General features: G+C 66.0%; 19 protein-coding genes. 8 read left to right on the forward strand and 11 right to left on the reverse strand.

The annotated features are described in order from the left end of the window. Nucleotides 1–91 precede the first annotated feature (91 nt). Nucleotides 92–850 (reverse strand): SapC family protein, encoded by a 759-nt coding sequence (locus tag AB6730_RS09960; protein WP_371023455.1) that lies wholly within the window; start codon nt 848–850, stop codon nt 92–94. 273 nt (nt 851–1,123) lie between these two features. Here AB6730_RS09960 and AB6730_RS09965 point away from each other — a divergent pair, with 273 nt between their 5' ends. Together AB6730_RS09965 and dxs are read left to right on the forward strand one after the other, a co-directional pair. Continuing rightward, nucleotides 1,124–1,726: an HNH endonuclease gene (locus tag AB6730_RS09965; RefSeq protein WP_371023456.1), complete on the forward strand. Its 603-nt coding sequence runs from the start codon at nt 1,124–1,126 to the stop codon at nt 1,724–1,726. Nucleotides 1,727–1,801: 75 nt separating this feature from the next. Next, nucleotides 1,802–3,697: a 1-deoxy-D-xylulose-5-phosphate synthase gene (gene dxs / locus AB6730_RS09970; RefSeq protein WP_371023457.1), complete on the forward strand. Its 1,896-nt coding sequence runs from the start codon at nt 1,802–1,804 to the stop codon at nt 3,695–3,697. Nucleotides 3,698–3,739: 42 nt separating this feature from the next. Here the strand turns inward: dxs and AB6730_RS09975 are convergent, their stop codons facing one another. Beyond that, nucleotides 3,740–4,888, reverse strand: a complete 1,149-nt coding sequence (locus AB6730_RS09975; protein ID WP_371023458.1) for an alginate lyase family protein — start codon at nt 4,886–4,888, stop codon at nt 3,740–3,742. Between the two features lie 102 nt (nt 4,889–4,990). Further along, a complete protein-coding gene (gene prmC, locus AB6730_RS09980; protein ID WP_371023459.1) occupies nt 4,991–5,830 on the reverse strand; it encodes a peptide chain release factor N(5)-glutamine methyltransferase in 840 nt (279 codons plus the stop codon). A gap of 38 nt (nt 5,831–5,868) precedes the next feature. Here prmC and AB6730_RS09985 point away from each other — a divergent pair, with 38 nt between their 5' ends. Further along, entirely contained in the window at nt 5,869–6,729 is an 861-nt protein-coding gene (locus AB6730_RS09985) for an alpha/beta hydrolase (protein WP_371023460.1), read from the forward strand. Nucleotides 6,730–6,839: 110 nt separating this feature from the next. On the opposite strand, the gene AB6730_RS09990 is transcribed toward AB6730_RS09985, so the two are convergent. Further along, nucleotides 6,840–7,742 carry a phytanoyl-CoA dioxygenase family protein gene (locus AB6730_RS09990; protein WP_371023461.1) on the reverse strand — a complete coding sequence of 301 codons (903 nt, stop codon included), beginning with the start codon at nt 7,740–7,742 and terminating at the stop codon, nt 6,840–6,842. 138 nt (nt 7,743–7,880) lie between these two features. Between AB6730_RS09990 and AB6730_RS09995 the strand changes: the two genes are divergently transcribed. Continuing rightward, complete coding sequence (locus tag AB6730_RS09995) at nt 7,881–8,999, forward strand: Gfo/Idh/MocA family protein (protein ID WP_371023462.1); 1,119 nt, start codon at nt 7,881–7,883, stop codon at nt 8,997–8,999. Nucleotides 9,000–9,009: 10 nt separating this feature from the next. On the opposite strand, the gene AB6730_RS10000 is transcribed toward AB6730_RS09995, so the two are convergent. From AB6730_RS10000 to AB6730_RS10020, 5 genes are all read right to left on the reverse strand, one after another. Next, complete coding sequence (locus AB6730_RS10000; RefSeq protein WP_371023463.1) at nt 9,010–10,029, reverse strand: LacI family DNA-binding transcriptional regulator; 1,020 nt, start codon at nt 10,027–10,029, stop codon at nt 9,010–9,012. A gap of 327 nt (nt 10,030–10,356) precedes the next feature. Further along, a complete protein-coding gene (locus AB6730_RS10005; RefSeq protein WP_371023464.1) occupies nt 10,357–13,038 on the reverse strand; it encodes a M1 family metallopeptidase in 2,682 nt (893 codons plus the stop codon). 97 nt (nt 13,039–13,135) lie between these two features. Continuing rightward, nucleotides 13,136–13,495 carry a DUF1428 domain-containing protein gene (locus AB6730_RS10010; RefSeq protein WP_371023465.1) on the reverse strand — a complete coding sequence of 120 codons (360 nt, stop codon included), beginning with the start codon at nt 13,493–13,495 and terminating at the stop codon, nt 13,136–13,138. A 148-nt stretch (nt 13,496–13,643) separates the two neighbouring features. Next, nucleotides 13,644–14,186, reverse strand: coding sequence for a carboxymuconolactone decarboxylase family protein (locus AB6730_RS10015; protein WP_371023466.1), 543 nt, complete (start codon nt 14,184–14,186; stop codon nt 13,644–13,646). Nucleotides 14,187–14,376: 190 nt separating this feature from the next. After that, entirely contained in the window at nt 14,377–14,925 is a 549-nt protein-coding gene (locus tag AB6730_RS10020; RefSeq protein ID WP_371023467.1) for a peroxiredoxin, read from the reverse strand. Nucleotides 14,926–15,079: 154 nt separating this feature from the next. Here AB6730_RS10020 and oxyR point away from each other — a divergent pair, with 154 nt between their 5' ends. Beyond that, nucleotides 15,080–16,039, forward strand: a complete 960-nt coding sequence (gene oxyR, locus AB6730_RS10025) for a DNA-binding transcriptional regulator OxyR (RefSeq protein ID WP_371023468.1) — start codon at nt 15,080–15,082, stop codon at nt 16,037–16,039. A gap of 13 nt (nt 16,040–16,052) precedes the next feature. After that, nucleotides 16,053–16,646 carry a hypothetical protein gene (locus AB6730_RS10030; RefSeq protein ID WP_371023469.1) on the forward strand — a complete coding sequence of 198 codons (594 nt, stop codon included), beginning with the start codon at nt 16,053–16,055 and terminating at the stop codon, nt 16,644–16,646. A gap of 10 nt (nt 16,647–16,656) precedes the next feature. Here AB6730_RS10030 and AB6730_RS10035 read toward each other — a convergent pair whose 3' ends face one another. Both AB6730_RS10035 and AB6730_RS10040 read right to left on the reverse strand, forming a co-directional pair. Beyond that, a complete protein-coding gene (locus AB6730_RS10035) occupies nt 16,657–17,175 on the reverse strand; it encodes an adenine phosphoribosyltransferase (RefSeq protein ID WP_371023470.1) in 519 nt (172 codons plus the stop codon). 28 nt (nt 17,176–17,203) lie between these two features. Next, the gene (locus AB6730_RS10040) at nt 17,204–17,473 is read right to left on the reverse strand and encodes a putative signal transducing protein (RefSeq protein WP_306849598.1); all 270 of its coding nucleotides are present in this window, start codon (nt 17,471–17,473) and stop codon (nt 17,204–17,206) included. Nucleotides 17,474–17,574: 101 nt separating this feature from the next. Between AB6730_RS10040 and AB6730_RS10045 the strand changes: the two genes are divergently transcribed. Both AB6730_RS10045 and AB6730_RS10050 read left to right on the forward strand, forming a co-directional pair. Next, complete coding sequence (locus AB6730_RS10045) at nt 17,575–19,302, forward strand: glutamine--tRNA ligase/YqeY domain fusion protein (RefSeq protein WP_371023471.1); 1,728 nt, start codon at nt 17,575–17,577, stop codon at nt 19,300–19,302. Then, complete coding sequence (locus AB6730_RS10050) at nt 19,302–19,859, forward strand: nucleoside deaminase (protein ID WP_371023472.1); 558 nt, start codon at nt 19,302–19,304, stop codon at nt 19,857–19,859. Before AB6730_RS10045 ends, AB6730_RS10050 begins: the two co-directional genes overlap by 1 nt. Nucleotides 19,860–19,872 lie beyond the last annotated feature (13 nt).

A 19,872-nucleotide genomic window follows, 5' to 3' on the forward strand; every position in this document is an offset into this window, starting at 1 on the left:
AGGGCTTCCTTACAAGTCACTCCCCGCGACGAACCACAAAAAAAGGCCGCCCGAAGGCGGCCTTTTCCGAATCGATCCGAACGACGGCCAATCAGGCCTTCGCGGTCGTCTCTTCCAGGCGCTCGCGCGCATCCAGGCGAGCCGCCATGCGATCGATGTTGGCCAGCGACACGAGGTGCGCGTAGATCCAGCCGAGGGCGCCTTCACGCAGGAACTCGTGGGCGGTCTTCTCGTCGAGGCTGCGCAGCTTTTCCTCGTTGATCACGAAGAGGCCATTGAGGTTGATGCCCTTGCCTTCCTTCTGCAGCGTGATGGTGCGCGGCTCGAGCAGGTCGTGCTCGCGCAGCTTGCCCATGAACCACTGCGTGCGGGCGACGTGGTCCTGGAACTCGCCCAGGAAGTTCACGGCGTTGGTCAGGGCCGGTGCGTCGGTGCCGTCTTCGTTGAAGAGGCGCTCGCCTTCGCTGTCGTTGAAGCCCTCATAGGCCTCGTCGAGGAACACGGTGAAATCGTCGCCCTCGGTACCGGCCGGCTTCTCGGCCAGCACGAACGGATAGCGGCGGACGAAAGCGGGGACATAGATGCCCTGCTCCCAGAAACCGTTGTCGCCGACCAGCAGGTTCTCGCCCTGGCGCAGGCCGAGCAGGGCCATGGGGCCCGCCTCTTCCATCGTGTTGCCGGCGAACAGGATCGGGAAATCGCGCGCGGCCGGCGCGAACTCCACACCCGTCAGCGGCACGGAGTGCGCGGCGGCGGCGAAACGGATGTTGTTCACGGCCTTCAGACGCAGGTCGCGGTGGGCGGTACGGTTCAGGGGAACCGGACGCTCGTAGAAAAGCACTTCTGCCACTGTGTAACCCTCATGGACCCGCCGAACCTGGGAAGCCACCCCGGCCCCCCTTCCAAACCCGCCGGGCGCTCGAATGCGAACGCCCACTATAACAGCGGTCAATGACAGGAAAAGCCCCCGCAAGAAGCGTACCGGGGGGTGCTTTTCTGTCGCAATTATCGGCTATGCTCGGGTCGAAGGCCTTGCGAGGCCGAGGATCGGATGGTCGATCCGCACGGAGTTCGGCTTGCTGGAACGCTCTTTCGCTTATGTGAAGGACGAGACACGATGACGATGGAAGTGCTCCAAGAGGACCTGCCGAGGGTGTCCGCGCTGCATGCGACGCGGGTACTTTCCCTCGATGCGGCGGGTCGCATCCTGGACTGGATCAGTTGGCAGGATGCGGTCTGCCTCTATGTGCGCGGCGTGGTGGCCTGGACCCTGGGCGACCCCTGCGTCACCGTCCATGGCGGGATCAACCGGACCAGCGGCCTGCGCAGCAGCCTCGAACTTCATCCGATCGTGGCCAGCACGGGCCACTGCCGCGAACACGCGATCGACCCGGCGCCCGCCCTCACCAACACCGCCCTGTTCGCCCGCGACCGGCACATCTGCCTCTATTGCGGTCACCAGTACACCCGCCACGAACTCACCCGCGACCACGTGGTGCCGTTGTCCAAGAAGGGCGCCGACGAGTGGGAGAACGTGGTCAGCGCCTGTCTGGCCTGCAACCTGCGCAAGAGCAACCGGACGCCGCATCAGGCCAACATGCCGCTGCTGGCCGTGCCCTACCGTCCGAGCTGGGTCGAGCACCTGATCCTGTCCAACCGCAATATCCTGGCCGACCAGATGGAATTCCTGGTCAGCCACCTGCCGCGGGACCGGCGCCCGGCCTGAGCCGGGCCCTAACCGCCCGCAAGGATTCACGTCCCGTCCCTTGCCCCGGCCTCGCCGGAGGCGAACAATAGGCGGATGAACGACCTCTCCCGCTACCCCTATCTGGCGCAGATCGACTCGCCGGAGGACCTCCGGCGCTTTCCGGTGGACGAACTGCCGGCGATCGCCGACGAACTGCGCCGTTACCTGATCGAGGCCGTGGCCTCGTCGGGCGGGCATTTCGGCGCGGGCCTGGGCGTGGTCGAACTCACCGTCGCCCTGCACCACGTGTTCGAGACCCCGCGCGACCGCCTGGTCTGGGACGTGGGCCACCAGTGCTATCCGCACAAGATCCTCACCGGCCGGCGCGACCGGATCACCACGATCAAGAAGAAGGACGGGCTCGCCCCCTTTCCCCGCCGCGAAGAGAGTGAGTACGACACCTTCGGCGTGGGCCACTCGTCCACCTCGATCTCCGCCGCGCTGGGCATGGCCCTGGCGTTGCAGCGCCGTGGCGACCCGCGCAAGGTGGTGGCCGTGATCGGCGACGGCGCGATGACCGCCGGCATGGCGTTCGAGGCGCTCAACCACGGCGGTGACGTCGAGCCGAACATGCTGGTGATCCTGAACGACAACGGCATGTCGATCAGCGAAAACGTCGGCGCGATGACCAAGATGATGGCCCGCGCCATGTCCAGCCGCACGCTCAACGCATGGCGCGAGCGGGCCAAGAAGGCGATGCCGCGCGAGTCCTTCTTCGGCCGTTTCTTCAAGCGCTGGGAAGAACACGCCAAGGGCATGTTCGTGCCGTCCACGCTGTTCGAGGAACTGGGCTTCCACTACACCGGTCCCATCGACGGCCACAACATGGCCCAGCTGGTGAACGCGCTGGAAACGGTGAAGGCCCTTCCCGGCCCGCAACTGATCCACGTGATGACCACCAAGGGCAAGGGCTACGAGCCGGCCGAGAAAGCACAGATCGAATACCACGCGGTGGGACCGTTCGACCCGGTCGCCGGCCTGGTCAAGAAGGGTGCGCCGGCCAAACCGACCTATACCGACATCTTCAGCGACTGGCTCTGCGACATGGCCGCCGCCGACGAGCGCCTGCTCGGCATCACCCCGGCGATGCGCGAGGGCTCGGGCCTGGTCCGTTTTTCCAAGGAATACCCGCAGCGCTATTTCGACGTGGCGATCGCCGAGCAGCACGCGGTGACGCTGGCGGCGGGCATGGCGGTCGAGGGCGCGAAGCCGGTGGTGGCGATCTACTCCACCTTCCTGCAGCGCGCCTACGACCAGGCCATCCACGACGTGGCCTTGCAGAACCTCGACGTCACCTTCGCCATCGACCGCGCGGGCGTGGTCGGCCCCGACGGCGCCACGCATTCGGGCAGCTTCGATCTCTCCTTCATGCGCTGCCTGCCGAACATGGTGATCATGGCGCCGGCCGACGAGAACGAATGCCGCACCATGCTCAGCACCGGCTTCCACTACGACGGCCCGGCCGCGGTGCGTTATCCGCGCGGCACCGGCCCCGGAACGAAGCTGGCCGAGACGCTGGAAACCTACCCGATCGGCAAGGCCGAGGTGCGCCGCCGTGGTCACCACGGTCTGGCGATCCTCTCGTTCGGCACCATGCTCGCTCCCGCCGCGGTCATCGCCGCCGAAGTCGACGCCACGCTGGTGAACATGCGCTTCGTGAAGCCGCTGGATGAGGAACTGATCCTCGAACTCGCGCGTTCGCACAAGGCCTTCGTCACCATCGAGGACAACGCCATCGCGGGCGGCGCGGGCGCGGCCGTCGCCGAATGCCTGGCGGCGCACGGCGTCACGTTGCCGATCCAGCATCTTGGTCTTCCGGACGTCTATCTGGAACACGGCAGCCGTGAGGAAGTACTGACCATGGCCGGCCTGGACCTGCCGCAGATCCGTCACGCGATCCGCGCGCGGTTCCCGCAGTTCGTGGATGCGCCGGTGGCTAGCGCGGGGTGATCCGCGCCCCACTGTCACTGCTATGTGAATCGAGGCGATCACCTAGTCGGCGGCGTGCGTCAGCGTCTCCCACAGATAGTGGAAATAGCCGCGTGACGGCCGCCGGGTCGACAGCCAGCGTGCCGTATGGGGAAGGTGTTCACCAAGACGCCCGGCGTAGTGATTGAAGCCGATTTCGAGCGTGCCATCCAGACGCCCGCTCGTCGTTCCGCCGCAGGTGGCCGATGGCACCTCGCCATCTCCGAGCGCGGCATGGTATTCCATCGCCGCGACCAGGCGGTCGTGCTCTTCCGCATACAGGTCGATTCCTTGCAGGGATGCCGTCTCGGCGACGTTGAGCAAGGCGGCGATGCCGTACGCGGTGTGCTCGAGGTCGCGGCAGGTCTCCTGCGCGTGGCCGTCGGTGGGGTGACGCTGCCCGAACCATGAAGCCACCAGGGCCTCGCCGGTCACAGGGCAGGCCTTGGGAACACGGGGTTCCGGTCCATCGGTGGCCAGGTAGATCGAGGTCGTGGCCCGTTCGCGCCATTGCCGGATCGCCGTATCGAACGCGCCTCGATCGTCGAGGAAGATCGCGATGTTCGCCTTCGCTTCTATGGCGCTGGCCTGCCAGTTGAACGTATGGCAGCGGCCCATGCGGTCGATATCCGGCAGGTATTGTTCCGCAAGCATCCGGCCGAACCGGTGAACACGCCGGGGATGCCATGTGGCGGACGTATGCCGGATGATCTCGGCCGCGCGTGGCCATAACTGCGCGGCCCACGACGCTTGTAGCGGCGCATTGCTTCCGGCATGGCCGTATCGCAACTTACCCGACCAGGCGTCCATGATGGCGATGGACTTCTCGGCATGCGCGCGATTGCCGGTCAGCGCCCACAGCAAAGCCTGCGTGTAAGCGACCTGCGCGTCGACGATTTCGTCGGTGCAGCCGATGTCCGGTTGCGAATAGGGGCCGCATTCGACACGCTCGCGTGGCTTCGGCACGTGGTCGATGCGGGCGAGATGAGAGCGTTGCATCGCCTCGAACGCTTCCGTGGTCACGGGGTTTCGCGCCGCGATCCTGGCTTTGACAAGCGTTAGTTGCTCTACGCCGACGAGCACGCCCGGATGCTTCAAAGATTCCGAAGAGCGGGCAACCCAGGGGCTCGCGCAGAGCGTGGCGGCCAGCACGATAGGGAAGTACGTGTGCATGCGGATTCTCCTTGCCGCGGCCAAGTCCGCGGAAGGGAGACACTACGCATCGCGACATGCCGCCGCGACGGACGGGACGCGCGACGGGGCACTCACCTACGACTATGGTTGGGCGGCGTCGCGAGACAGGTAGAAGGCGCCGGAGACGCGGTCACGATGTTCCAGGTCCTTCGTCGTGAACTCGTCGACGAGGCCCGCCTCTCGCAGAATCCGCCTGACCGCCTCGCCCTGATTCCAGCCGTGCTCGATCAGGACGGCTCCGCCAGGCAGGAGATGCGCGTCGGCGCCCGAAGCGATGCGCCGGATGTCGTCCAGGCCATCCGCACCGGAAGCTAGCGCCGAGGCCGGTTCGAACCGCAGGTCACCTTCGCCCAGGTGACGATCGTCCGCCTCGATATAAGGCGGGTTGCTGATGACGAGGTTGAAACGCCGGCCATTCAGCGGCGCGAACCAGTCGCCCTGCACGAACTCCACGCGCTCCAGTCCGAGTCGTCGCGCGTTTCGCAGCGCGACGTCCAGCGCGGCGGCGCTGACGTCCACCGCGACCACCGTCGCATCCGGCCGCTCCTTGGCGATGGCCAGCGCGATGGCGCCGCTGCCCGTACCGAGGTCGACGACGCTGCCGCCCGCAGGCAATCGATCGAGGGCCAGCTCCACCAGCAACTCGGTTTCCGGTCGAGGGATCAGTGTCGCGGGCGTGACTTCCAGGGTGAGCGACCAGAAGTCGCGCGTCCCGGTGATGTAGGCGATGGGCTCGCCCGCGGCCCGCCGCCGCACGAGGGCATCGAAACGTCGCGTGCCCTCCGCATCGGCGACATCCTCCGCATGCGCGAAAAACCATGCGCGATTCACGCCCAGCGCGTGCGCCAGCAACAGTTCGGCTTCAAGGCGGTCGCCCAGCACATCGGAGGCCCGGCGCAGGATCGTGCGGATATCGGTCATGCCGCGATTCTAGCGGCCCGCCCGCCTACAATGCCGTCATGCGCCTGCTTCTTCTGCTCTCCGCGGCCCTGCTCCTCGCCGGATGCCATGCCACGTTCTTCGGTGCCGTCAACGCGCGGCAACCGTCGACGGGCGTGGCGGCGCATCGCGATATCGTGTTCGATCCGGCAAACGACCTCGCCCTGGACGTCTATAGCCCCACAAATGCATCGCACGCACCCGTGGTCGTCTATTTCTACGGCGGCAGCTGGATGACGGGAAAGCGCCAATGGTTTCGCTGGATGGGCGAGGCGCTCGCCGCCCAGGGCGTCATCGCCATCGTCGCCGACGTCCGTCCGTGGCCGAAGGTACGCATGGAAGGATTCCTGCAGGACGGTGCCGAGGCCGTGCGCTGGGCGCACGACCATGCGGCTGGCTTCGGTGGCGATGCGGCCCATCTGTTCGTGATGGGACACTCGTCCGGAGGACAGATCGCGGCCATGCTGGCAACCGACAAGCAGTGGCTAGCGGCGGTAGGCATGAAGCCGCGTGACCTCGCCGGCTTCATCGGTATCGCGGGCACGTACGACTTCATCCCCTTCGACGAACCCGAGTTCTACGAGATCTTCGGCCACGAACCGGGCGAGCAAGCGCTGTCGCAGCCGGTCAACTTCGTCGACGGCGATGAACCGCCCGCCCTGCTGCTACAGGGTGAAAACGACACCATCGTATCGCCTGCGGAAGCGGTGTCGTTCGAGGGAAGGTATCGCTCGCAGGGCGAGCCCGTTGAGTTGAAGCTCTATCCGAACGTGGGGCATGAACAACTACTTCTGGCCTTCGGGCCGCTGAAAGGCAAGGCGCCGGTCCTGGCCGATACGATGGCGTTCATCCATCGCTACGCGGCAGCCGCACCTCACTGAGCCCATCGAAGCCCCTGTGGGAGCCGCTTCAGCGGCGAAAGCCAGACCGGGGCGACCCCCATCGCCGCTGAAGCGGCTCCCACATGACGTGGCACTGCCGCAACCCGCCCCTAGCGCGCCTTCATCACGTCGCGCCCTTCCGCGTTGCCTCCGCGTGCCGCATCCAGGATTTCGGGATAGGGATAGTTGAGCCCGAGCAGCTGGCGGATATCCGCGCTGGCGTTCTTCACGAACGCCTCCGGCAGCGCCGCGGGCATGTTCTCCATGGGTTTCACGAATTTCGGCAGGTACTGCGTGATGATCGCCGAGCGATCGATGGCGCTACGGTTCGGCATCGCGCAATGCCAGGCCGCGCCGAAGAAGATCACCGTGTCGCCGGGCTCGCCCAGCATGCGCTCGCAACGCTCGAAGAACCGGTCGCTCTCGTCCGGATAACGCAGTTCGCGCTGCGATCCCGGCACGTAGGCCGTCGCACCGGTTTCCTCGGTGAAAGGATCGAGCATGATCGTCGCCTGCGCATTGAGGGGGAAGCTCGCGTTGATCCGTACCGGATGGGTTTCCGGCGAGTGGAAATCCCAGTACGGATAATCGATGTGCGGCTCCTGCCCCGGACCGCCAGGAAGGATGCGGTTCGCCGCGATCGAGCCCATGATGAACTCGCTGCCGATGAAGGCGCGCATGACTTTCATGATCGCCGGGTGGGCCGCCATGCGGGAGAAAATCTCTCCCTTTGCCAGGAGGTTCCATACGCGCCTTTGCAGGTTGATGCGACCCGCCCGCTCGGCATCGCCCTGGAAATGCGTCACCTTGCCGCCGCGTTCGTCCGCGTTCGACTCGTGCATGACGATCGCTCGCGCCTCGGCGATCTCCGCCGGGGTGAACAGGCCTCGCAAGGTGACCGCGCCATTCCCGTCCAGCAATTCGGCGACGATGGCGTCGATATCCAGATTGTCCTCGGTGAAGACGCGAAGGTGGGAAGAAGGGTGGCGGACGGTCTGCGCGGAGACGTTCATGCGTGGCTCCTGCCGCGATGAGCGGCGTGGCAAGGGGACGGTGAGGATCTATGCCTTTACGCTAGGCCGTTTTGCAAGCGCTTGCAAATTGCGCCGCAACATACGTAGAGTCGACCTGAACTCGATCAGGATCTGCCCATGAAGAGCGAATTACGCGTCGGCCTGATCGGCGCCGGGTATATGGGGAAAGCGCATACCGTGGCGTACCAGAGCGTGGGCGCCCTGTTCGAACCCGCCCGCCGCCCCGTATGCGAGATGATCGCCACCTCGACCGAGGAAGGCGCCGCCGGGATGGCGAAGCGCTGGGGCTGGGCCCGTTCCACCGGCGACTGGCGCGACCTGGTCGACGATCCGCAGGTGGATGTCGTGGTCATCGCGACGCCGCCGCGCACGCATTACCCGATGGTGATGGCCTGTGTCGCGGCGCGGAAGCCGGTGTTCTGCGAAAAACCGCTGGGCATGAACGCGGAGGAATCGCTCGCGATGACCGAAGCCGTGGAACGCGCACGGATGCCGAACATGGTCGGCTTCAACTACATCCGCACGCCCGCCAGCCAATTGGCGCGACGGATCATCGCTTCGGGCGAGATCGGCGAGGTGATCCAGGTCACGGCCGAACATGTCGAGGATTACCTGCACGACCCCGCCCTGCCCGCCTCGTGGCGCACTCGTATCGCGACGGGCTCCGAGGCAGGGGCACTGGGCGACGTCGCTCCCCATATCGTCAATGCCTGCCTGCGCCTCGTGGGGCCGATCGAAAGCCTGGTGGCCGACACGTCCATCGTGCAACCGCGTCGCGATGGTCCGCACGGTTCCGAAGCCGTGGAGAATGACGATCAAGGACAGATGCTGCTCCGCTTCGCCAACGGTGCGACAGGAAGCATCAGCTTCAGCCGCATGGCCGCGGGCAGGAAGATGGGCTACACCTACCGGATCACCGGCACGCGGGGCGCCATCGCCTTCGACCAGGAAGACCAGAACGCCCTGTGGTTATACGACGCCTCACGCGAACCGGCGCGAAGAGGATTCCAGAAGCTATTGATGGGGCCGGCGCATCCGGATTACCTGGCCTTCAACCAGGGTGTCGGCCACGGCACCGGCTACAACGAGCAGATCGTGATCGAGGCGCGGGATTTCCTGCAGGCGGTGACCACCGGCGAATCGGTGTGGCCGACATTCCGCGACGGGTACGAGGTGGACAGGGTGATCGCCGCGGCATTGGTGTCGAATCGCGAGAGGCGCTGGGTGTCGCTGTGACGCCGGTCGTTTACCGGAGGCTTCCCCGTTTCACCAGCTCGCAGGGAAACAGCTTGTTGCGCGGCACCGCGGCCGGATCATCCATCCAGGCCACGATGCGTTCGATGGCATGCAGCACCATCTCACGAATGGGCTGGCGTACCGTCGTCAGCGAATAGGAGGCCCAGGCAGCTAGCGGCATATCGTCGAAACCGACGATGCTGACATCCACCGGAACCGCCACGCCACGCTCACGGCAGGCATCCATCGCCCCCAGGGCCAGCACGTCGTCGCCGCAGAACACGCCGTCCAGCGTGTCGTCGCGGTCGAGCAAGGTGTGCATGGCCAGGCGGCCGTGTTCGTGCGTGTAATTGCCGGCGTGGATGGTCTCCCGCAGCAACCTGCCTGCGATCTCGGCAAATCCCTTGTTCCGGTCGATGGTGGATGCGTCGTGCGCCGAACCACCCAGGAAAGCCAGCCTGCGCAGCCCGTGTCGACGCATGGCTTCCGCGACCAGCCGTCCACCGGCCACGTTGTCCACCGTCGCCACCGGCACCGGTGACGAGCGCCCTGCCCGGCCGAACACATGCATCACGGGCAGGCCCGCCGCGCGGCACGATGCGGCGAATCCCGCCGGCGGCGCCGAGGTGGCGATGACCACGGCGTCGACGTTGTACTGGCGCAACATGTCGAGGGCGGCGGTGCCATCTTCATCCTCGCCGAGGTTCGCCAGGAGCGGGCGCAAGCCGCGAGCCTGCAGTTCGCGCGTGAAGAGGTCGAAGACCTCCATGAACGCCGGGTTCCCGAAATGATTGGACACCAGCCCGATGAGTTCGGTGCGGCCGGTCATGAGGCTGCGGGCAAGGTGGTTGGGGCGATAGCCGAGGGTGGCGGCGGCTTCGAGCACGCGTTCGCGGGTTTTCGCGGAAACGCTCGCTCCTTCGGTGAATGTGCGCGACACAGCGGAGATCGAGACGCTCGCGGCCTCCGCGACATCGCGCGCGGTGGCGCGCGGCGGGTGGCGTGGCGGGACAGGGGGCCGTGAGCTCATCCATATAGGGTAGCGCAACGTCGTGGAGACGCTCTGGTGGGAGCCGACCTTGGTGGGAGCCGACCCTGTCGGCGATGGGTGTTGCGGTAACCCTGGCCCGCTGCCGCGGGATCGCCGACAAGGTCGGCTCCCACCAGGCTGAGGGTACCTGCCACCAGGCTGAGGGTACCTGCCACCAGGGCGCGGGTACCTGCCACCAGGGCGCGGGTGACTGCCACCGTGCTGAGGGTGGCTGTCACGATGCTGAGGTGTCGCTGCCATGGTGTGAGTACAAAAAAAGCCGGGCGATCGCTCGCCCGGCTCGTCGTCACTCAAACATGCGGTGGCTCAGCGCAGGATCGCCTTCGGGTCCTGTTTGGCCTTCTGCGCCGAGCAGAGCAGGATCTGCTCGCTGGTCTGCGCCAGCCCGCGCTCGGCACCGCTGACCTGGCCCAGGCGCGGCTTGAAGAACTCGCTCAGGCGATCGGCTTCAGCCTTCGAGCAACCGCCGCCACCGGCGAGACCCGGCAGCTGGCCGCCCGCGAAGCTGCCCGTGCGCGCCACGATCTTGTCGTAGTTGGCCACGAACCACTTCCACAGGTCGGCACGCGTCGCTTCGGAGTCGCGGCCACCACGCAGCACCATGGCCATCTCGCCGACCTTCACGTCCTTGCCGAGCGCGAAGTCACGGACCTTGTTGGCCAATGCCGGGTCCTTGGTGGACGCCAGCGCCGACAACATGGCGTTCCGCTTCGCCGGATCGGAGGTCTTCGGGATCTCCGCGATGAGCGCGTCGACCGCGGGCGCGCCACGCTCCTGCACCGCCACGCCCAGGGCGTCGGCGAGCAGGTCCGAATCGGCCGCTTCCAGGTCCAGGTGCCCGTCCTTCACCTTCAACGCGGCATCGCCCTGCTTCAGCATCTCGGCGCGGACCTCCGGCTGGGCGATGTCGTCGTCGGACAGGAAGCCGGCCAGGGCCGTGCGGGTGATCGTGTCGTTGTCCGGCTCGCCAGCCTTCTTCTTGTAGCCCAGTTCCTTGAGCTTCGGCAGGTACGCGTCGGTCGCCCACTTGCGCAGATGAGCGCGCTGCGCGTCCGTCGTGGCCTCGTTGTTGAGTATCCAGTTGAAGGTCATCAGCGGCGCCGTGAACACCTCGCGGGTCTTCGACGACGTCAGCGGCTTGAACGCGGCCAGCACGTCGCCCGCGTCCAGGTCACCATGCTGGAAGCCCGCGCGCACGGCGTCGGCATAAGCCAGCTGCTCCGCGTCGCTGAGCGTACCGACCACCTTCGACAGCGCAGCCAGGTCGGCCTTGCTCTGTGCGAAACGGTAATAGCCACGGCCGTCGGCATTCGGCAGCACCCACGTGTTCTTCGCCGCATCGTCCAGCACCATGGTGCCGGTGGCCTTGTCGAGCAGTTCGCACTTCACCTTGCTCGCGCCGCCGGTGGTGCCGTAACGCACGCACATCGGCACGCCCCAGACGCGGCTCGCGTCGCCGGTGCTGCCCAGCGGCAGGTAGCGGCTCTGCGACAGGTGCAACACGGTCTTGCCACCCTCGGTCTTCACTTCAGTGCTGACGTAGGGCACGCCGGACTGGTCGAGGAAGCTGCGGAAGGCCTTCTTGAACGCGTCGCCCTGGCCGGCGGCCTCGGCGATCGAATCGATCAGGTCGTCGGCGGTGGCGTTGGCGAACTTGTGCTTCTGGATATAGGCACGCATGCCCTTCTGGAACACCGGGTCGGTGACATAGCCCTCGAACATGCCGAGGACGGCGGCGCCCTTCTGGTAGGTGATGCCGTCGAACGCGGTCTCGATGTCGCCATTGCCGGTGATCGGCTGGCGGATCTTGCGGGCGCTGACCAGGCTGTCGTTGTTCATCGCGCCCTGGGCGCCGCGCACGCGATCGAGATCGGCGCGGTATTCCGGGTGCACCTTGGTGGTGACCTTCTGCTGCATCCAGGTGGCGAAGGCCTCGTTGAGCCAGAGGTCGTCCCACCAGGCCATCGTCACGGTGTCGCCGGTCCACTGGTGGGCCAGCTCGTGCGCGTTGACGTTGAAGGAGCCACGAACGTACTGAGCCGCCGAATCCGGATCGATCAGCAGCAGCCAGTCACGGAAGGTGACCAGGCCGGCGTTTTCCATCGCGCCCGCGCTGAAGTCGGGTGCCGCGAGCAGGTCGAGCTTGTCGTATGGATAGCCGAAACCGTAGTAGTCCTCGAGCGTGTGGATGATCGCGTTGGTCTCGCCCAGCACATGCTGCATGCGGTGGCCTTCACCCTTGGCGGCGATGCCGCGCAGCGGCGTCGCCGTGGAACGGAATTCGGTCGGCGTGATGTCCGGACCCTTCACGACATCCCACGGACCGACGGCGAACGCGACGAGGTAGGTCGGCAGCGGCTTGGTGGTCGAGAACGTGAGCGTCTTCCAGCCCGCGCCAGCCTTTTCTTCCTTGACCTGGGCGGTATTGGCCACGCCCTGGTCGTCGGCGGGGATGGTCAGGCTGATGTCGAACGGCACCTTGAACGACGGCTCGTCGAAGCCCGGGAACGCGTAGCGCGCCGACACCGGCTCCATCTGCGTCATCGCATAGGGCACGCCCTCGTGCGAGACCTTGTACAGGCCCTGCAACTGCTTGTTCAGCGGCGCGGTGAATTCGATCGCGAGGGTGATCTCACCCTCGAGTTTCGCCCCGAGGTCGACGCGGACGACGCCTTCCTTCTCGGCGGCCACGGTGTACTTGCCGGCGTGCTTCTTGCCCGCGGCATCGGTCACGGTGACCTTGGATACCTTCAGTTCCTTGCCGTGCAGCCAGATGAAATCGGACGGCTGGCTCAGCTTGATCTTGATCGTCGAGGAACCCGCGTAGGTCTCCTGCTTCGGGTCGACCTTGAACGAGAGCTTGTAGGATTCCGGCTGGGCCCAGGTAGGCAGATGGCCGAGGGGCGGCGCGTCCGTGGTGGCGGCGAACGCGGCACCACAGCAGGCGGCGAGCGCGGTAAGAACGAGAGGGCGGACGAAACGACGCATGGTGGGTGGGACTCCCCTGTGGGTGATCCATCCATCGTGCGAAGAGGGTGACCTCCGACACAGTGCCAGAAGGCACCCCCTGTTTCGCTGCGTCGCGTCAGAACTCGACGATCGGCTTGAACCCGCCCCAGAACATCCGCTTGCCGTCGAAGGGCAGGGTCTTGGGGTCCATGAACTCGGCAAGCCTCGGATCTTCCATGACTTTCTTCATGATGCGATCGCGATCCCGGCGGTTCTTGTAGACGACCCAGGAGAACACCACGGTCTCGCCGGGCTTCAGCTTGACCGATTGCGGGAAGGACGTGGATTTCCCCGGCTTCACGTCATCGGCGACGCACTCGCTATAGGCCAGTGCGCCGTGCTCCATCCAGATCTTGCCCGCCTTGCGGGCCATCTTCTTGTACTCGGCCAGCCGGTCCACCGGAACCGGCAGCACGAAACCATCGACGTAGCTCATTGGAACCCCTCCCCACGCGTGTGAATGTGCGGGGAGAGTCCTCCAGAATGGAGAAAGGCCGCGTTAAGACGCGGCCCTTTCGCCGACAGGGTCGGCTCCACCGGAACCGGTGCCGACCCTTATCTGGGGCAAATCATGAACTGTGGGATCAGCCAGCGGCCTCTGCCTGCTCAAGCACCACGGCCACGCCGTGGATCACCGAGGCGATGCGCACGGCGCTCTGGATCGCCTGCACGCTGATGCCGCCATCGCGCAGCACCTTGTCGTGGGAGTCGATGCACATGCCGCAGCCATTGACGGCGGAGACGGCCAGCGAGACGAGCTCGAAGTCGTTCTTCGCGTCGCCTTTGTAGGCGCCGATCACGTTCATGCGCAGCTTCGCCGGGATCGTGGCGTACTCCGGGTGGCTCACCAGATGCTGGAAGCGGTAGTAGATATTGTTCATGCCCATGATCGCGGCCGAACCCTTGGCGGCGGCCAGCTGCTCGGCCGACGCATGCTCGGCGGCGAACGAGGCGATCGCCTCGGTCAGCGGCTTGTAGCGGGCGGCGTAGGCCGAACCCAGCGCGACCATCGAGATCTGGGCCAGGTTGAGGCCGGGGGCGCCCGCTTCGCTCAACACGGAGTCGAGATTGAGCTTGAGGTCCTTGGCGTATTCGGGAAGCTTGCTGCGCAGATCGGCGACGCTCATGGATGCACCTGTGTCTTGATGAGGGAAAGGGGCGCGGAATGGCTCGGCGCCCAGGGCACCGGTTCACGCGGAACACGCGAGGGGCGTGTCTGGAAAAAGAGGCGGTGAAGCGAACTTCACCGCCTCCGGGGCTGCCCGCGCCGCGGGGGGAGGGGAGAGGGTGCGGCGCGGGACTTACGACCGCTGGGACTTAGGCGACCTTGAGGGTCTCGTCGCCGGACTTCCAGTTGCAGGCGCACAGCTCGTCCGTCTGCAGGGCGTCGAGCACGCGCAGCACTTCGTCCGGGTTGCGGCCCACCGAGCCGGCCGTCACGTAGACGAACTGGATCTCGTTGTTCGGGTCGACCAGGAAGGTCGCACGCTGGGCGACGCCTTCGTCGGTCAGGATGCCCAGGGCAGCGCACAAGTCCTTCTTGATGTCCGCCAGCATCGGGAACGAGAGATCCTTCAGGTCGGCGTGGTCCATGCGCCAGGCGCGGTGGACGAACTCGGAGTCGGTCGACACGGCCAGGATCTGGCAGTCACGGTCGGCGAACTTCTCGTTCAGGTCGCTGAAACCCTTGATCTCGGTCGGGCAGACGAAGGTGAAGTCCTTCGGGTAGGAGAAGACCAGCTTCCACTTGCCCTCGTACGACTTGTCCGTCACGTCGACGAACGCGTCTTCGATCTTGTTGGCGAGCGGGCCGCCGGCCACGGCCTTGAGGTTGAACTGGGGGAACTTATCGCCAATGCTCAGCATCTTTCGACTCTCCATTGAGGGTTGGGTGAACTCTTCGCGCGCTTGGTGACGCGACTGAAACGCAAGCTTAGCCGCCTGCTACACATATTCCAAATCGATTGTAGACATCAATGTGATAGGCTAAGACTATTGCGAACACCCCGGGTCCGTCGCCATGAACCTGCGTGACTTGTCTTACCTCGTCGCCCTGGCGGAATACCGTCATTTCGGCCGCGCGGCGGAAGCCAGCTTCGTCAGCCAGCCCACGTTGTCGACCCAGATCCGCAAGCTCGAGGACGAACTGGGCGTTGCGCTGGTGGAACGTACCCCGCGAAAAGTCCTGCTGACGGAAACGGGACGTGAAATCGCCCGCAGGGCGCGCGGCGTGCTCTCACAGATCGACGAGATCAAGTCGATCGCCCAGCGCACCCGCGATCCGGAGTCCGGCACGATCCGGCTCGGCATCTTCCCCACCCTCGGCCCCTACCTGCTGCCTCACGTCATCCCACGGCTGCGGACGCGTTTCCCGCGCCTCGAATTGCTGTTGCGCGAGGAAAAGACGGAGCAGGTGCTGCACATGCTCCGCGACGGCACGCTGGACGCCGGCATCCTCGCCCTGCCCGTGCACGACGACTCCCTGCACACGGAGTTCCTGTTCGAGGAGCCCTTCGTGCTGGCGGTGCCCAGCGGGCACCCACTGGCGTCGCGTCCATCGCTGCGCATGGACGATCTCGCCGAGCAGAACCTCCTGCTGTTGGAGGACGGGCACTGTCTCCGCGACCAGGCCCTGGAGGTCTGCCACCTTGCCGGTGCGGGCGAGAAATCGGGTTTTCGCGCCACCAGCCTGGAGACGCTGCGGCAGATGGTCTCGGCCAACGTGGGCATCACCCTGCTCCCGGCCCTGGCGGTGAAGCCGCCCGTCGCGCAGTCGCCGAACGTGAGCCTGATCGAATTCGAGGCTCCCGCACCGAGCCGGCGCATCGCCATGCTATGGCGGAAAAGTTCGGCCATGACGCCCTTCTTCGAGGCGCTGGCGGCGATCATCCGCGACGTGCCGGCCGAACTGTTCAACACCCATGGCTTCGCGGCGGGTCAACCGGACGGCCAGCCAGCCGTTGCCACTCCATCCTCCTGACGGTCCCGGTTGCATGCGCGTATGGCTTGTCGTCCTGCTCCTGCTTTGCGGCTGGGGCGCGTACTCCTGGTGGCAGCATCGCCCGGTGCATAGCGCACCCGGGGTGATGGTCGATGGCGTACCCAGCCAGGAAGACGTCGGCGCCGGCGTCACGCTGACACGCGGGCACTTCACGCTGAAGCCCCGGGCGACCTTCGCCATGACCGGCCGCGTGCTTTCGCGCGAGGATTACCAGCTCGACGACCTCTCGCCGATCGCACCCACCGACCTGGCCATGGGCTGGGGACGCATGTCCGACAGTTCGGTGCTGGACCGTATCCGCATCTCGCAGTCGAACCGTTTCTATTACTGGTACACGGACCACTATCCGATCCCGCGCCACGAGATCGAGGATTCCAGCGCGAACATGCACATGATCCCCGCCAACGACACCATCGCGCGCGAATTGCGCAACGTGCGTCCCGGCGAATTGATCCAGTTCGAGGGCTTCCTCGTCGACGTGAAGCGCGACGACGGCTGGCACTGGGACACCTCGCTCACCCGCGAGGACACCGGCGCGGGTGGCTGCGAGATCGTGCTGGTGGAAGACATCCACGAAGCACGCTGACGGCTTCCGGTCAGTAAGCCATCAACGCATGCAACGGTAATGGCAGGGGCCATTTGGAACGGCCGTTCAGGCCGCCGAGTTCGATCACCACGCTGGCGCCGATCACCTCGGCACCCAATCGTTCCACGAGACGGCGCCCCGCCTCCAGGGTGCCGCCGGTGGCGAGGACATCGTCCACGACGATCACCCGCTCGCCCGGTGCGAGCGCCTGCGAGCCGATCTCCAGCCGGTCCATGCCGTACTCGAGGCCGTAATCCACGCCCACGACCGGCGGTGGCAGCTTGCCGGACTTGCGCAGCGGAACGAAGCCCGCGCCAAGCGCTTGTGCCATGGCCGCGCCGAAGATGAAACCGCGGGACTCGATACCGCAGACGGCACCGATGCCCTGCCCGCGCCATGGTTCGCACAAGGCGTCGATACAGGCGCCGAAGGCGGCGGCGTCGGCAAGGAGGGGCGTGATGTCCTTGAACATGATGCCCGGACGCGGAAAGTCCGGCACGTCGCGGACGAGATCGAAAATGGCCTGCATGGGAATCCTGGAGGGTGGCGCGAAAGGCTCAGGCGGGAAGGGTAACCGCACCGAAGTCGTCGTCGGCAGCCGCGGCACGCGCCTCGGCCAACTGGGCGTCGATCGCCCGGACGATGCCTTCGGCCGCCTCGGCGGCGGCCTCCGGAACCATGACCGCGAGGAAGTCGCGCGCCGGAAGCTGGCCCACGGCGCCGGTAAGGAACTCGCCAGCGATGAAGGCCGGAATCTCCGCCCGTTCGAGCGCATCCTTCACCAGGTGGGCGTCGATCAGGGATTCGGCGTGGTAGGCGATGCGCATGGTTCCAAGCTACCCCGCCGACCGAGTCCACGGCAAGCGCCCGGCGCGCAAGAAAGGTAAACTCGGACGTTTGCCGCGCCCCAGCCTCCGAGTCCCTCGCGATGTCGACCGAAACACCCGTCCTGCAGCAGCACTTCATCCGCCAGATCGTCCGCGACGACCTTGCCTCCGGCAAGCATGCGGTCATCCATACACGGTTCCCGCCCGAACCGAATGGCTACCTGCACCTGGGCCACGCCAAGTCGATCTGCCTGAACTTCGGGCTGGCCGGCGAATTCGCGGGCACCTGCAACCTGCGCTTCGACGACACCAACCCGTCGAAGGAAGACGTCGAGTACGTCGAGGCGATCCAGCGTGACGTGAAATGGCTCGGTTTCGAATGGGCCGAACTGCGCCACGCCTCGGATTACTTCGAGGTGTTCTATCGCTCCGCGCTGAAGCTGATCCGCCTCGGCGTCGCCTACGTGGACGACCTGAGCGCCGAGGAAGTGCGCGAGTACCGCGGCACGCTCACGGAACCGGGTCGCAACTCGCCTTACCGCGACCGTTCGATCGAAGAGAACCTCGACCTCTTCCAGCGCATGCGCGCGGGCGAGTTCGCCGACGGCAGCAAGACACTGCGCGCGAAGATCGACATGGCCTCGGGCAACATCAACCTGCGCGACCCGGCGCTGTACCGCGTCCGCAAGGTGCACCACCAGAACACCGGTGACGCGTGGCCGATCTATCCCATGTACGACTTCGCGCATTCGTTGTCCGATGCGCTGGAAGGCATCACGCATTCGCTGTGCACCCTGGAGTTCGAGGATCACCGGCCGCTGTACGACTGGTGCGTCGACAAGGTCGACCTCGCCAACGATCCGGAACTATGGGAACCGCTGGTCGAGGCCGGCCTGCCCACGGCACCGAGCAAGCCACGCCAGATCGAGTTCTCGCGCGGCAACCTCAACTACACGGTGATGAGCAAGCGCAAGCTGATCACCCTGGTGTCGGAGAACCTGGTCGACGGCTGGGACGACCCGCGCATGCCGACCATCGCGGGCGTGCGCCGTCGCGGCTTCACCGCCGCCGGCATCCGCCTGTTCTGGGAACGCATCGGCGTCAGCAAGCAGAACAGCACCATCGACATGAGCGTGCTCGAAGGCGCCGTGCGTGACGATCTCGATGGTACGGCGTCGCGCCGGCTCGCCGTGATCGACCCGGTGAAGCTCGTCATCACCAACCTCGACGAAGCACACGCCGAATCGCTCACCTTTCCCAATCATCCGAAGGACGAGTCGTTCGGCACGCGCAGCGTGCCCTTCTCGCGCGAGCTCTGGATCGAACGCGACGACTTCGCCGAAGTGCCGCCGAAGGGCTTCCACCGCCTGAGGCCGGAAGGCGAGGTGCGCCTGCGCGGTGTCGGCATCGTGCGCTGTGACGAAGTGGTCAAGGACGCCGCGGGCGAGATCGTCGAACTGCGCTGCACGCTCGACCTCGACACGCGCAGCGGCATGCCCGGTGCCGACCGCAAGGTGAAGGGCACCATCCATTGGGTGAGCGCACGCGACGCCGTGCCGGCCGTGGTTCGCCTCTACGACCGCCTGTTCGACGTCACCGACCCGGACGACGACAGCGACGGCAAGACGTACAAGGACCACCTCAACCCGCACTCGCGCCGTGTCGTCCACGGCTACGTGGAGCCCGCGGCGGCGGCCGCGACACGCGAGGACCGCGTGCAGTTCGAACGCCTGGGCTACTTCGTCGCCGACATGCACGACCACACGCACGACGCCCCGGTCTTCAACCGCGTGGTGACCTTGCGCGATTCCTGGGCGAAGCAAGGCTAATGTTGTACGCGCAGGTCCATCTCACCCTGCCTGCCTGGGTGCACGAGGCGGTGGATACATCGCTCGCCTATCCGGATGACGAGGCCAAGGTCGGCCTCGCCATCGAACTCTCCGCGCGCAACGTCGACCTCGCCACCGGCGGGCCGTTCGGCGCCGCGGTGTTCGACGGTAACGACCGCATCGTCGCCGTGGGCGTGAACCGGGTGGTGCCCCACGCGTGTTCGGTCGCCCACGCCGAGATGATGGCGTACATGACCGCCCAGCAGCGCCTGCAACGCTTCCGGCTCAACGAGGACGGCGGCCGCTTCGTGCTGGCCACCAGTTCACAGCCATGCTGCCAGTGCTACGGAGCTACCGTATGGGCCGGCGTCGATGCGCTGCTGATCGGCGCCCGTGCCGAGGACGTCGAGGAACTCACGCCCTTCGACGAGGGTCCGTTGCCATCCGACTGGATCGGCGAACTCGAGCGGCGCGGCATCGCCGTACGCCGCGACATCCGCCGCGACGACGCACGCGAGGTACTGCGCCGTTACGGCGAATCGGGCGCCGCATATTGATCCCGAGCCGCAT

The sequence above is a fragment of the Luteibacter sp. RCC_6_2 genome (assembly GCF_041360655.1).
Classification (GTDB): Bacteria; Pseudomonadota; Gammaproteobacteria; order Xanthomonadales; family Rhodanobacteraceae; genus Luteibacter.